Source organism: Eximiradius proteiniborus, assembly GCF_058546985.1.
Window position 1 is genome coordinate 1,120,341 of the sequence record NZ_CM178592.1, and the last position, 14,823, is coordinate 1,135,163.

Below are 14,823 nucleotides of genomic sequence, written 5' to 3' on the forward strand. Positions count from 1 at the left end.
TTAAAAGCTCACAATCCCGATTTTTTTATAGACCTTACGCAAAGTTTTCATAGCAACTTTGTTAGCTTTATCAGCACCGAAAGAGAGAATTTCCTGCAAATACTTTTTGTTGCTTGAAATTTCAGCGAAACGTTCACTAATTGGGCGTATATATTCAGCAACTTTATCGGCAACTTCGGCTTTGAAATCACCATAGCCAACACCTTCGAATTGTTTTTCGATTTCAGCAAAGGATTTTCCGGTTGCTATGCTATAAAGTTGCATAAGGTTTGAGACGCCCGGTTTGTTTTCTTCATCATAACGAACAATAGTATCGCTATCGGTAACAGCGCGCTTTATTTTATTGCGAATTTCTTCTGGCTTATCGTTCAAGAAGATTGTAGAGTTTTTATTTTCATCAGACTTGGACATTTTGGAAGTTGGATTTTGCAAACTCATTATCCGAGCTCCGACCTCCGGAATAAATGGTTCGGGCATTTTGAAAGTATCGGAATAATAGTGATTGAAGCGTTGAGCAAGATTGCGAGTGAGTTCGAGATGTTGCTTTTGGTCCTCACCGACAGGAACTAAATCCGCCTGATAGAGTAGAATATCCGCAGCCATCAGAACAGGATAGGCAAAAAGACCGACATTTACATTTTCCGAATGTTTTTTTGATTTATCTTTGAATTGCGTCATTTTAGAGCATTCGCCCATACCGGTAAAGGTATTTAGTACCCACGCAAGCTGGCTATGAGCCGGAACGTGAGATTGAATGAAAAGAGTGCTTGTTTCGGGAGAAATACCACAAGCAAGAAACATAGCAGCAGTATCAAGGGTACGCTGGCGTAGTTCTGCGGGATTTTGCCTGACAGTAATAGCGTGAAGGTCGGCTATCATAAAATAGCAATCGTATTCAGATTGAAGTCGTACCCAATTTATTAATGCACCGGTTAAATGTCCAATTGTAAGAATTCCAGATGGCGTTATTCCACTTAATATTACTTTTTTTGTATCGGCATCCATAGTAGAAAAAAAGAAAATTTAAGACATAACAAGTATGCAAATTACAAAAAGTTAGAGAAAAAAGTAAGCACAATATCTTACTTTTTCCAGAATGAAGGTGAAAACAAAATAAGAATAGTAAAGATTTCGAGACGCCCAAGCAACATACAACCGCTGAGTACCCATTTAGCAAAAGCTGGAAGCACTGAAAAGTTTTCAACCGGTCCGACCAAGCCAATACCGGGACCGACACCATTCATTGCAGCAGCAACAGCACCAAGAGAGGTGGATATATCAACACCATCAAAACACAAAGTAATGACAGCCGAAGCAGAAACAAAAGCATAAAACAGTGTAAAAATAAGTATGTTAATTGCTATTTTTCTTTCAATAGGTTGTCCGTTAATTCTAACGGGAACAACAGCCTGAGGATGGATATATTTTTTTATTTCGGAGTTAATTAATTTAACTACAACGATGAAGCGGATTTGCTTAATTCCACCTGATGTGGAACCAGCCATACCACCTAAATACATTAGCGTTATTAATAATAATTGAGCTCCATAATTCCATTTTTCATAATCTTCTGTTCCAAATCCAGTTGTAGAAATTAACGAAACAACATAGAATAGAGCACTCCGAAATGCACCTTCTACTGTTTTGCCGTTCTCAAAAATCAGAAAAAGAGAAATTAATATCGTTGAAGATAGAATAATTAGAATGAACCATCTAAGTTCTTCGCTTTTCAAATAGGTTTTGAAAGAACCTTTCAAAGCAGAGTAATGCAGAGAGAAATTGACAGCAGAGATAAACATACAAAAAACCACAGTGTATTCGATTAGTGGGCTATGGTAAAAGCCAATACTTGCGTTTTTAGGAGAAAAGCCACCAGTTGCAATTGTGCCAAAAGCATGGCAAATAGCATCATAAACAGGCATACCAACAAGTAAATACAGAAGCAAAATAAAAGCAGTGATTATTAAATAAACAAGCCCAATTATTCTTGCTGTTTCTTTTATGCGCGGAGAAAGTTTATCGGTTGTAGGGCCCGGAGTTTCAGCTTTGAAAAGTTGCATTCCTGCAACACCTAATATTGGCATAATAGATAAAGCAATAACTACAATCCCAACTCCACCAATCCAATGAGTAAGACTTCTCCAGAGCAAAATGCTTTTGGGTAATTTTTCAATATCTGACAAAATGGAAGAACCGGTTGTTGTAAACCCAGAAGCACTTTCAAAAAAAGCATCAGTAAAATCAGAGATTGCTCCACTTATCAGATAAGGTAAAGTTCCGGAAAGAATTGTAACTATCCACGCAAAAGTAACAATAAAAAAGCCCTCACGAATTGATAGAATTTTATCATTGTCATTTTGTTTTGATTTTAGAATAAAATATAATGAGAATCCAACTCCAGAGAGAAACAAAAAAGACACAAAAAAACTATAGGTAACATTTTCATTGGTAAAAAACGAATAAAGCATAGGAAACAACATAAATAATCCTATGCATCCGACGATAAGCGATAATATTTGAATAATTGTCTTGATTTTCATTACTTTCTCCAGAATACAGGTGTAAACAGAACTAAAATTGTAAATACTTCAAGACGACCAAGAAGCATAAGGAAAGAGAGATACCATTTGACAAATGGATGAAAACGAGAATAATTGTCAGTTGGTCCGACATCAGCAAGTCCGGGACCAATATTATTAATACAAGCGGCAACAGCACCAATAGAAGTAACCATATCAACCTGGAATAGCGTTATTAACATAACTGAGAATGCAGAAATCAGTAAATAGACTATGAAAAAAGCTGAAATATTCGACAAAATATTTTTTTCGATTGCTCTGCCACCGAAGCGAACAGGAATGATAGCTTTTGGATGAATCAATCTTTTGATTTCTGTATAAACGTATTTTGTGAGAATAACGGAGCGAATTACTTTTAAACCACCACCAGTAGAACCGGCACATCCGCCAATAAACATAAGTATTAAGAAAATAAAATGCGTCGTAGCACTAAGTTTTTCGTAATCGAAAGTTCCATAACCAGTAGTAGTAATAATTGAAACAACCTGAAATAGTGCATATCGAATTGAATCAGACAGATTAGCATAATTTAATCTTAAAATATCATATGTTACAAAAGCAGTAGCAAAAAAAATCACAAGAAGAAAATACTTTAATTCTTCGTTTCTGAACAATTCACGATAATTGCCGGTTAGTACGCGATAATGAAGGGCAAAATTTGCCCCGGCAATAATCATAAACACAATAATGATGTAATCTATTACAGGGCTATTGTATGCTGCAACGCTTGCATTTTTGGTTGAGAACCCGCCAGTTGCCATAGTGCCGAAAGTATGGCACAAAGCATCGAAAAGGTCCATACCTGCGAACATCAGCAGAACTGTTTCGAGAATAGTAAAAAGGAAATAGACGCCCCATAAAATTTTAGCAGTTTCGGTAATACGAGGAGTAAGTTTATCAGCGGTTGGACCAGGAACTTCGGCTTTGAACAACTGCATCCCGGCAACACCAAGGAAAGGCAGGATAGCAATTGAGAAAACGATAATTCCCATACCACCAATCCAGTGAGTAAAACTTCTCCAAAAAAGGATGCCTTTTGGCAAAGCCTCTATATCGGTAAGGATTGAAGCGCCGGTAGTTGTAAAGCCAGACATTGTTTCGAAGAATGCATCTGTGTATGATGGGATTGCACCAGAAATAACAAAAGGCAAAGCACTGAACAGAGACAAAGCAATCCAGCCAAAACCAACTATGGCGAAACCTTCTTTTGGGTGAATATCTTTTTGGCTTGAACCCAGATTTCTTTTTGAAGAAAAGAATGCTAAAATCCCGACAAGAAAGGTTATACAAAAGGAAAAGATAAAACTCGCCTGGTCCTGACTATTATAATAATACGAAAAAGGCAATGGTAGCAGCATTGTAAAACTAAGAAAAACAAGAATAAGTCCAAGGATTTTAGCGACAATTCTAAAATTCATATTACTATTTGAATAATTTTTCTACAATTTTGATTTGTTCTGTAGTGCAAAGGATAAGCACTTTGTCGCCTTCGTTAATATGAGTATCGCCAGTTGGAATGATTAAGTTATCCTGACGGTCAATAATTGCACCAACAATAGCACCGCGTGGGAAATCTAAATTTTTCAGCTGTTTTGTAGTAATTTTGGACTTCGGTTTAGCAATATACATTGTTATCTCAGCTTCAATGCCGGGCAGTTCCACAACATTAGCAATAGATTGCCTTTTGATGAAGCTCTCGATAACGTTTACAGTTATTTGTTGTTTGCTAACAACAGCATCGAGCCCAAGAGTTCCGGAAAGAGGCAAATATTCGTTTTTATTTATTAGAGTAATCGCTCTTGGCACTTTGAGGTGCTTGGCAATAATGCTAGTAATGATATTAGTTTCGTCGTCGCCTGTGATAGCAACGAACTCGTCCATATCGGGCAGTCCTTCCAAAGTAAGCAAGTCGAGATCGCTTCCATCTCCGTGTATTACCAAAGTATCTCTCAATTGATTAGCTATATCGATAGCCTTTTTCTCGTCTTTTTCAATAATTTTAATATTCAAATCGCTTTGCAATCTTTCTGCAATAAAGTATGCAATTTGTCCACCTCCGATAATCATTACATCTTCGATTTTAACGTTTTTCTTGCCAAATATTTCGAGAAGCTCTTCAAAATAATTAGGGTCGCAGGTAAAGAAAATCTGGTCGCCCTTCATTAAGAAATCGCTTCCTCGAGGGATAATTGTTCTTAAATTACGTTTAATTGCAACAATTCTCATTGGAATATGTTTGTATTTCGTTCCAAGCTCTGCAAGCGGCACCCTTAGGATATCCAAATGAGAATCTATTCTAATACCGGTAAAATGAACTTTTCCGTTTTCAAATTCAATAGAATCAGTAGAGGAAGCCAAGTTAATTAATCGGACAATAGCTTTTGCTGTTTCTTGTTCGGGATGCACCATCAGATCGACGCCAAAATCTTCTTTTTTCACAATGAAATTGGGATTGAGGTATTGAGCATTTTTGATACGAGCAATGGTAGTCTGGACACCCATTTTTTTCGCAAGTTTGCAGGCAAGCAGGTTAATTTCGTCGTTTCGGGTAAGAGCAACGAAGGCGTCCATTTTATCAATTTGAGCAGATTTAAGAATTTCGTAATCAGTAGCATTGCCTTCGATAACCATAGCGTCTAAGTGCTCACGAGCATACTCAGCTTTGTCTGAGTTTTGCTCTATAATAACAATATCGCCTTCAAAAAGAGTGAAGCGTTTTGCAAGCTGATAACCAATGCTTCCAACACCAACAATTGCAATATTCATATTATAATACCTGAGTTTAAAAAAGCAAAATTATCAAAAATTATCAATAAAGTGTAAAGAAATTATTAAAAGTGTAAAGAAATTATTATAAGTAGTTTTCTATAAATATTGCTTTTTAATATCATTTATAGTATTTTTGATATATTTTAAAGATTTATTTATAAAAAATGAGGGAATTATGTCATTTGTAATTGATGGTCATAGTTTGACAATTGAAAAAGTTGTAGAAGTAGCCCGCAAAGGTGAAAAAATCACATTGGATGAAAAAGCAATAGAACGAATTAAGATATGCCGCCAAATGTTGGAGAAAAAGATTGAAGCCAGAGAAATAATGTATGGTGTAAATACCGGAATTGGGGAATTTTCCGAAATAGTATTAACAGATGAACAAATAAAAGAATTTCAAAAGTATTTGATATACAATCATTCAGCTGGTATTGGTGAACCATTGCCGATTGAATATGTTCGTGGCGCGATGCTGGGACGTGTAAATGTTCACGCTCACGGGAACTCGGGATGTCGTCCGGAGATAACTCAAACACTTGTCGAAATGCTCAATAAAGGCGTAACACCTGTTGTTTGCAATAAAGGTTCGGTTGGGGCTTGCGGAGACCTCTCCCCTATGTCTCAGATAGCATTGCTGATGATGGGCGAAGGCGAAGCATTTTATCAGGGTGAACGTTTGCCCGGCAAAGTAGCTTTTGAACGTGCCGGAATACCTGTTCCCGGACTAAAAGCTCGCGACGGACTTGCAACAATTAATGGTTCGAATGTATTAACTGCAATGAGTGCCATTCACATTTGGGAATTCAACCGTATTTTGAAAATGGCAGAAATCGCTGCTGCAATGTCGCTCGAAGCATTGCTTGCTAATATGAAACCATACGACAAGCGTTTGCACGAATTGCGTGGATTTACCGGAGCAATCAGAAGTGCCAAAGCAATTAAGAAGTGCTTAGAAGGTAGCGATTTATTGACCGGCAAGATGAAAACTAAAGTGCAAGATGCTTATTCAATGCGTTCAACACCGCAAGTTATCGGTGCTGCTCACGATGCACTTGCTTATGCCCGTAAACAAGTTGAAACTGAGTTGAACGGAGTTGGAGATAATCCTATTTTCATTCCGGAAGATAATTTAACATTGACAGGAGCAAATTTCCAAGGAACTCCGGTATCGCTTCCGATGGATATGGCAGGTGCGTCGATTACAATGGTATGCGTATTATCAGAACGCCGTCTGAATAGATTGCTCAATCCTGCTTTGAGCCAAGGATTGCCTGCATTTTTGACAAAGGGTGCCGGTATGTTCTCGGGAATGATGTTGAGCCAATATACAGCAGATATGTTAATTGTAGAACAAAGAATTCTATCAAATCCTGCTTCAATTCAGTCAATTCCTGCTGCTGCCGACCAAGAAGATTTCGTTTCTATGGGAATGAACACTGCACTTAAAAATCATCAGATTCTGGACAATGCTTATGGTATTCTTGGAATTGAGTTTATGGCAGCTGCCCAGGCTTTGGACTTCCGCAACTTCAAAAATGGTCGTGGCGTAGAAGTTGCCCGCAAAGTTATTCGCAAGTATGTTGATTTCCTTGATGTAGATAGGCCACTCTACAATGACCACAACAAAATGAAAGAATTGGTGAAATCAGGTGAAATATTGGATGCAGTTGAAGCAGAAATCGGTAGTTTAGAAGAATAATCTGAAGATATATTAGATTTTTTAGGAAGATAAAAATTAAAAAAGGGGCTATATGTTTAGCCCCATTTCTTTTAAAAACTACAAAAAGATTAGAAATAACCTATGAATTAATTTGCTTTCCTTCTTTTTTATGGCGGAAGATAGCCCAAAAAAATCCAATTACAACTAAAATTGTTCCGAGCCAAACGAAATTGATAAAAGGTTTGATTGCAAAGTCGAAAGAGAAAAGCTGAACGGGTTCTGGTAATGATTCGCCTTCACGCTGGAAAACAAATGCAGCCTGAGAACCGCCCTGCATCATTGCAACAAGTTCAGTAAATCCAACCATAATATCTGTTCCGCGTACTTTTTTCATTTCAGGAACACCTTCCTTGGAATTAATATCTATGGCTGAATAAAGTGTGTCGCTATATTTTTCGTTTGTTGAAGAAAATTCAACAGCAACCCCTAACCGAACGCGATTATCAGCAGACATTTCCATTGCGTGGTTCATATCAAATCCAAGCATCTGAATTTTCCAAGAAGTATCGAGAGGCACTTTGGAAACTTCTTCGCGAGCAAGTAGCACCATAGGCAAATTTGATTTTCTTTCGGTAGATTTTGGAGAAATATAAATATCGTAAAATGGTTTTTCAATAATACCGGGTTCGAGGAAAGGAGCCATACGATCGTTGAAATCACTCCAATAGAAAATTGGTTTAAGTGTGTGCGTATTTTCAGCTTTTTTGGCAGTAACTATAAATTCATATTTTTCTCTATCCTTAAAATGCTTTTCTATTTGGTTAATTTTTTCGAAAGTAATGTCGTAACCGAAAACATTAATTTTATCACCGAGAGCAAGTGTAACGTGTTGAGTGGACGAATAAGCACCGGAAATCAAGGCTCCAAGCAGAAGGAACGCTACTCCCATATGAGAAATATAAGTTCCAAAGCCGTGTTTGTATGACTTCCAATTTCGGATAATAAATTCAAGATTGACAATAATAGTATAAATTGCTGCAAAGGCAAGTAGCAGATATGCAGCAGAATTAATACCAAACCAAAAAGCGACCAAAGACAAAAGAATTGAAATAGAAAGCGAAATTGAAATTCTGTTTATTTTGCTTTTAATGTCAGTGGAGTTCCAATGTAAGTACAGAGAAAAAGCACTTGTCAGAAGAAGTAAAATTGCAAAAGGCAAATTCCATTTATCGTAGAAAGAAATATCAACACTTGACTTTTGAGAGCCAAAAATTTCAGTAAAGAGAGGCCAATTAGTCCCGATGAATACAATTATTGCGATAGCAAAAAGAATAATCGAACCAAGAGAAAGGAAAAATTCACGTGAACTACCCTTGAAATCGATAGCTCCAGAAATAGATGAAATCTCTTTTGAACGAATAATAAGCGAGACAATGCCAATTAAAAAGAAAACAACAAGTGAGGCAACCAATAAAGAATAAATAAACTTGCCCGGTTCGCCAAAAGAATGCACAGAGATATCGCCTAAAACACCGCTGCGAGTTAGAAAAGTTGCATAAAGCACCAATATAAAGGAAATAATTGCAATAACAAAGTTAGTCCGGACAAGTCCTTTTGTTCGTTTTTGGACAAGCATTGTATGGACTAGCGCAACCGCTACCAGCCAAGGAAGAAGCGAGGCGTTTTCGACTGGGTCCCAACCCCAAAAACCGCCCCAACCAAGTACTTCGTAAGCCCAAAAACCACCGAGCATAATCCCAAGTCCAAGAATACCAGTTGCTGCAAGTGTCCACGGCAGAGAAATATCAATCCAGTTATGATATTCACGCTTGATTAGTCCAGCAACGGCAAAAACAAACGGGACGCTCATCATTGCGTATCCAGCAAAAACGATAGGAGGATGAATAGCGTTCCAGTAATTTTGCAAAATCGGGTTTAGTCCTCGACCGTTCGGTGGAGTGAACCCAACAGGGGCTCCGCTATCGGCAAATGCTTCCCAGATATACTGAAACGGGCTCTTGGAAATAAGCATCAAGGTTAGAAACACAAGAATTAGTGAATAAAGCCCCATTACTAATTCCTGGTAACCATATTTTTTAGCATAAGGTTGCAAGAAGAAACCAATAAGCACCATCATTAGTGCCCAAAGCAAAATAGAGCCTTCCTGCCCGGAATAGAATGAAGTAATAAGCAAGCCAAGAGGTAATTCTCTCGAAGAGTAGGACCAAATATAGTAGTATTGAAAATTATAAGAGAGAATATTTGACAAAAGAAAAGCAGATGCGAAAACAATTGCCGCAAATAGACCCCAATAGGCGTATTCTGCTATTTTTATATTCTTTTTATTTTTTAGGGCTAAAAAGTAAAATAAAGTAGATAATAAAGCGAAAATTAGCGAAACGTAGATAGATAATTTACCAATCATAAAGAACCTAATAATGTTTATAAACAAATGTTAATTATTTTTGCATTTTGCCTTCGTATTTGCTTGGGCATTTGGTAAGAACTTCCGATGCGATAAAAATATCGCCCTCGAATTTTCCTTTGACAACAACCATAGGAGCAATGTCGAAATTATTAGGCTTCCCACCATTGTAGAGAACTTCTGCTGTTTCATTTTTTTCGTCTTTTAAATGAAACTTAAATTCGTTTTTTTGGTTATCGTAGTTTGAAGGAAGTTCTTTGACCCAAGAACCAATAATTTGAACAGTTTTGTGCTCTTTACGAGCAGATGAAAAATCGGAATATTCGATCTTACTTGAATCGAATGAATAAATTGCTAAAATAACGAAAACAATCCCTACAATTATTCCGATTAAATATTTCTTTTTCATAACAATACTCGTATTGAATAATAAATTTTACTTAAAATAATAAAATTAATTTAAAAAAAGTAATTTTTTTGGAATGGTTAATTAATTTTTAAGTATGAATAAAATGAACAGGTAAAGAAAAAGTAAATGAAGTCCCAACACCGAGTTCGGACTGGAAACTGATTTCACCACCTAATTTTTCGACAGCATTTTTTACAATATACAATCCGAGTCCGGTGCCCTGAATTGATTCAGAATTTTCTCCCCGATAAAATTGCTCAAAAATATGTTTTTTATCATTTTCAGGAATTCCAAAACCTTGATCTTTAACTTGAACATAAATAACATTATCTTCAATAAGACCTACAGAAATATGTACATCGGTATTCATTGGTGAGTATTGAACAGCGTTTGTTACTAAATTCATCATAATAGTTTTGAATAAATTTTCTTCAGTAACAATCATTTTATTTTGAAGATCGACAAAAATATTGAAATTATGATGATATTGGTCTATGGCTTTGATTTCATCAACTACATTTTCGATCAAATCAGCAATATTGAAAGGAGAAAAATGGATTTCGTTAAGAACTTCTTCTTCGCTAAGATGACCGGTTACCAGAACATTGTCGAGCAAGTGCGTCATTTGACGAGCAGCGATGCGAATTCTATCGACGTGTTTGGAGAGAGTACCCAAATCGTTTTTAACGATAGCGAGTTCCATCAGAAAGAGAGATGTAAGCATTACAGTTAGAGGCGAACGATATTCTTCAGAAATCATTTTTAGAAAACGTGCACGCAGTTCGCTAAATTCTTTTTCTTTAAGATAGGCAGATTGGAGTTCATCTTTTGCATTACGAAGTTCTTCGAGAGCATCTTCGAGTTCGGCAGTTCGAAGACGGACACGTTCTTCTAACTCGACATTCATTGATTTCAGTGCTTTTTCATTTTGCTCATTAATAATTGCAGCAGCAAAGATTCGGGCAGCAACTTCGAGAGCATCGATTTCTTGTTGGATCCATTGTTGTTTAGTTTCAACATTTCTAATTAAGAAAAATCCCCAGAATTTATTGTATGGAATAATCGGAATGAAAGTAAGCGAAGTGAAATGAAAATTCTCCGGGAATATCTGATGGTTAGGAGGAAGTTCATCATTATGAATTACAACTATATCACCGGCAAGAAGTTTATTTTTAATATTGTGGTCTTCTGAAAACAAGAGATTAAATTCAGAACTTGTGCATAATTGTTCGTTAGAAATATCAATTAATGAAGAATAATTTAAACATTTTAAAATAAAAGTATCCTCGCTTTCACTAATATTCTCGAAAAGATATACAACTGATGAATCGGTAATCGAAAGAAGTCTATCGAGGCTAACTTTAATTTTTTTACGCCAATTTGGCTCAATAAGGAATTGTTCCGCAGCGTGACTAATTGTTTCTAATATTTCGTCCTTTCTTGAAATGATTTTGTGCAGACGCTTTGTAGTGGTTAAATCCTCAACAATTCCAATAAAATAATGAAATTCGCAAGGTTCGTTCAAATGAATTTCATTTAACAAGACATTTCGTACTTCACCATCTTTTCTACGAACGGATAATTCAAAACTTGTTGGAAGATTTTTGCCTTCCTGCATTTCAAGAGCTCGCTTTCGAATAACTGGTCGAGAGCTTTCTTCAATTAATTCAAAATAATCGAATGCAGGGGACAATATTTCGTCTTTTGTATATCCAGTAAACTCACAAAATTTTTGATTAACGTAATAAAATTTATGATCCTTCATAATAAACATACTGTCGTTGGCATTTTCCAGCAGAGAATAATATTTTTTCTCACTTTCAATAAATTTTGTTTGTATAATATGTCTATTCAGTGCGATTGACAAGACATTAAGAATTCTTGAAAGAATTTTAATGTCTTTTTTATGAAACTGTGAATCTTTATTAGCGAGGAAAATATATCCGAAATTCTTCCCTTCAATCTCAACAGGTGCATAGAGATAATTTTCTATCGTTAATATATAGTCGTTAAATTTAATTTGAAATGGTCTATTGAAATTTTCAAAAACAAAATTATCTTTTGCAAACTGTTCTTGAATTATATTATCAAATATTGAAATAGTATTATGATCTAATTCGAAAGAAGGATTATGAACAACATTAATTTGATCACCAAGGTTCTTGATGGTTAGAAAGCTGAAATGATTAGCGAAAATATTAGTAAATGAATAAAGCACCAGTTGGCAAATTTTATGCAGCTCAGTTTCATTGATAACATAGTTTGAAAGCAATGCGACATTATTATTAATAGTTAGCTCTTTTTGAAGCTGAATTTCCTTGTTCACTCTATCAATTGCTGATACTAATATATTAGTAAAAGTTCTTAGTAAGGCAGAATCTTCGTTTCTCCAGGAGCTATCAAGCATAGCATTAAAAATAGCAATTCCCCCATACAAATTATTATCGTAGATAACAGGAACGATAAAAATATTAGTCAGCCCAAGCAATTTCATATATTTCCGAACTTCTGGGGAGGTGCGTTCGAAATCAACCAAAAAATTATCTGAAATACAATCACTATTTTTAAAGAAGGAATAAATCCATTGATGAATATTGTCTACTCTTTCTTTGAACTTGCGGACATTTATTTGTAGTGTATTAGCAAAATATGCGTGTTCAGGAACGACAATTTCATCATTAACAGAATAAATAACAATTCCATCTGCATTAGCAAAAAGGCAAAATTTTTTGAGTGCATTTAGTGTTTTATCTTCGAGTTCATAAGTTTCTAAGCTTGTGAAATCCTGAGCAATTTCGCTGAGAAGTTTTTCAAAATTCTTTCGATACTCAAGGTTTAAGCGAAGTAGTTTGTTGCTTTTATCCTCTTTAATTACAACGCCAATAAATTGGTTCTCTTGTTCAATAATTGGATAATAAATTACATAAATATTCTTTGTTTTGTTATCACCAAAGAATAATGTGTATTCCGATGTTGCAGGTTTTTCGTTGGCTTGTGTGGTGTTGTATAAGTTTTTATATAAGTTTTCGATAAAGTTTTCGGTCAGATAATCCTTGTTGTTTGGATTAACAAATTTGAAAAACAGTTCATTGACTTTGAAGCTTTTAATAGTATCAACCGGGATTTCAAAAATATTCTCGGAGAAACTATTGCAATAGATGATATTACACTCTTTGTCAACAATCAAAAGTGCTTCGTTTGATAGTTCAAAAAGTTGCTCGAAGATACTGATTGAGATTGAATTTTTATTCATTTTACAAATACAATGACAAACATTAGGGAAATAAATATAACAAACTATAATAATTAAATCAAAGAATTATTTTTTTTGTGCGTTAATTCGTAACCAGACATCATAAAAAGGAGATGTTTGCTTCCACATCGGTTGAATTGGACTATTAGCAAAAGCAACTATAATATCAAAAAGCAAATTAGCGTGTTGCAAAGAAGCATCATAATTTACCTGAAATTTGAAGTCGTCGTTTGGAGTATGATAAACATTATTTGCATAATGAGAGAATTTGCCGGAAGCTTCTTCTGGAGTGAAATTTTCTAAATCGAGACCATCCATAATAAGCAAAGCCGGGACACCATTCTTAGCAAACGAATAATTATCAGAATAAGCGAATGAATTGTCCAATGCAAATGAAGGCATTTCCGATAAATATAAATTATTATTTTTCAATACACTATCGAGAGCATCCAAATTATTTAAAAATTCTGCACCAATTGCAACAACAGATTTAAATCTATCCAAAAATGCAATACCGTCAATATTGATATTAAGAATTGTTTTGAGAAGTGGACGCGCAGGATAATCGCAATAATAAGTAGAGCCAAGCAAACCGTGTTCCTCTGCTGTTGTGAAAAGGAAAATAACGGAACGTTTGGGTTTTATTTTGTTTTCCATAATATTACGTGCTATTTCGAGAGCAACAGCACAACCAAGGGCGTTATCTGTAAGTCCGTTATAGATGCTATCGCGACCGGAAGGAATACCAACACCAAGATGGTCGTAGTGAGCCGAAACCAACACGTAACTGTCGCGAAGTTTTTCATCAGCACCCTGAATAATACCAACAATGTTTACAGCAAGGAAATCGTGGCGTTCAACCTGAGGCTTGAATTCAAAGAAAGTATTCAGAGGAAAGCTTGATAGTTTATTATTTTTTGCAAGTTCCAATATTTGATTTAAAGAATAACCAGATTGATCAAAAATAAAATCAGAAGCGATTGGGTTGAGAATAATGCAGAGATTTTTATTCAAATTATAGGCAAGCGAAAAATCATCGAATTGGTAATTGTATATCATTTTTTCCCAGTGACGCTGATTTGCAATACTTTGTGTTGAGATAATTATTAATGCAGAGGCACCACGAGAAACAGCGATGAGTTGTTTTGTTTCGTAGCTTGAATAGGTAGTTGGTCGTTCGCCTGCAAAGAAATCAGGAGACGTAGAAAAGGGTTCACCATCTAAAACAACAACAACTTTACCTCGAACATCGATGTTTAAGTAGTCGTTATAGTCATATTCGGGAGCAAAAATACCAAAACCGGCAAATACCATTTCCGTGCGACGCGAAAGAAATATCTGATGAGATATTTTGTAAACCAAATAATCCTCGTTTAATGAATATTCACGAAAATTGTTTTCGGAGTATACAGTAAGTTTTGTTTCAGGAAGAATTTTAGTAGAATGCATAGGGATATACTGATAAAAAGTGCCATCGTTGCCGATAGGTTTCACACCGTATTTATTCAATTCTGAAGCTAAATATTTGGCAGCAATTTCGCTACCGAACGAACCTGTAAGGCGACCTGCCAAAAAATCGCTGGCAAGAAAATTAACGTGGCTGATAATGTTATTTTTATTAATCTCAGCAATCAAACAAGAAGCAAACAGCAAGGTTATTATATATAGATATACTCTCATAAAAACAATTTACTTAATAATTTAAAAATAAAAAAAATTTGATTG

The 14,823-nt window shown here is 35.5% G+C and carries 9 protein-coding genes; 1 reads left to right on the forward strand and 8 read right to left on the reverse strand.

Annotated elements, in window-relative coordinates; all coding sequences use genetic code 11:
• From trpS to trkA, 4 genes are all read right to left on the reverse strand, one after another.
• Nucleotides 1–1,005 (reverse strand): tryptophan--tRNA ligase, encoded by a 1,005-nt coding sequence (trpS, locus tag ACY2LT_RS04695; RefSeq protein ID WP_491816686.1) that lies wholly within the window; start codon nt 1,003–1,005, stop codon nt 1–3.
• A 77-nt stretch (nt 1,006–1,082) separates the two neighbouring features.
• Nucleotides 1,083–2,540, reverse strand: a complete 1,458-nt coding sequence (locus ACY2LT_RS04700) for a TrkH family potassium uptake protein (protein ID WP_491816687.1) — start codon at nt 2,538–2,540, stop codon at nt 1,083–1,085.
• Entirely contained in the window at nt 2,540–3,997 is a 1,458-nt protein-coding gene (locus tag ACY2LT_RS04705) for a TrkH family potassium uptake protein (RefSeq protein WP_491816688.1), read from the reverse strand. The genes ACY2LT_RS04700 and ACY2LT_RS04705 overlap by 1 nt, the downstream gene beginning before the upstream one ends.
• A 4-nt stretch (nt 3,998–4,001) precedes the next feature.
• Nucleotides 4,002–5,345, reverse strand: a complete 1,344-nt coding sequence (trkA, locus tag ACY2LT_RS04710) for a Trk system potassium transporter TrkA (RefSeq protein ID WP_491816689.1) — start codon at nt 5,343–5,345, stop codon at nt 4,002–4,004.
• Between the two features lie 178 nt (nt 5,346–5,523).
• Here trkA and ACY2LT_RS04715 point away from each other — a divergent pair, with 178 nt between their 5' ends.
• The gene (locus ACY2LT_RS04715) at nt 5,524–7,050 is read left to right on the forward strand and encodes an HAL/PAL/TAL family ammonia-lyase (protein WP_491816690.1); all 1,527 of its coding nucleotides are present in this window, start codon (nt 5,524–5,526) and stop codon (nt 7,048–7,050) included.
• A gap of 100 nt (nt 7,051–7,150) precedes the next feature.
• Here ACY2LT_RS04715 and ACY2LT_RS04720 read toward each other — a convergent pair whose 3' ends face one another.
• The 4 genes from ACY2LT_RS04720 to ACY2LT_RS04735 all read right to left on the reverse strand — a co-directional run bounded on the left by ACY2LT_RS04720 (nt 7,151) and on the right by ACY2LT_RS04735 (nt 14,778).
• Nucleotides 7,151–9,436 carry a heme lyase CcmF/NrfE family subunit gene (locus ACY2LT_RS04720; protein WP_491816691.1) on the reverse strand — a complete coding sequence of 762 codons (2,286 nt, stop codon included), beginning with the start codon at nt 9,434–9,436 and terminating at the stop codon, nt 7,151–7,153.
• 34 nt (nt 9,437–9,470) lie between these two features.
• Entirely contained in the window at nt 9,471–9,845 is a 375-nt protein-coding gene (locus ACY2LT_RS04725) for a cytochrome c maturation protein CcmE domain-containing protein (protein WP_491816692.1), read from the reverse strand.
• An 88-nt stretch (nt 9,846–9,933) separates the two neighbouring features.
• Nucleotides 9,934–13,098, reverse strand: coding sequence for a sensor histidine kinase (locus tag ACY2LT_RS04730; RefSeq protein WP_491816693.1), 3,165 nt, complete (start codon nt 13,096–13,098; stop codon nt 9,934–9,936).
• 66 nt (nt 13,099–13,164) lie between these two features.
• Nucleotides 13,165–14,778 (reverse strand): M20/M25/M40 family metallo-hydrolase, encoded by a 1,614-nt coding sequence (locus ACY2LT_RS04735; RefSeq protein WP_491816694.1) that lies wholly within the window; start codon nt 14,776–14,778, stop codon nt 13,165–13,167.
• Between the last annotated feature and the right edge of the window lie 45 nt (nt 14,779–14,823).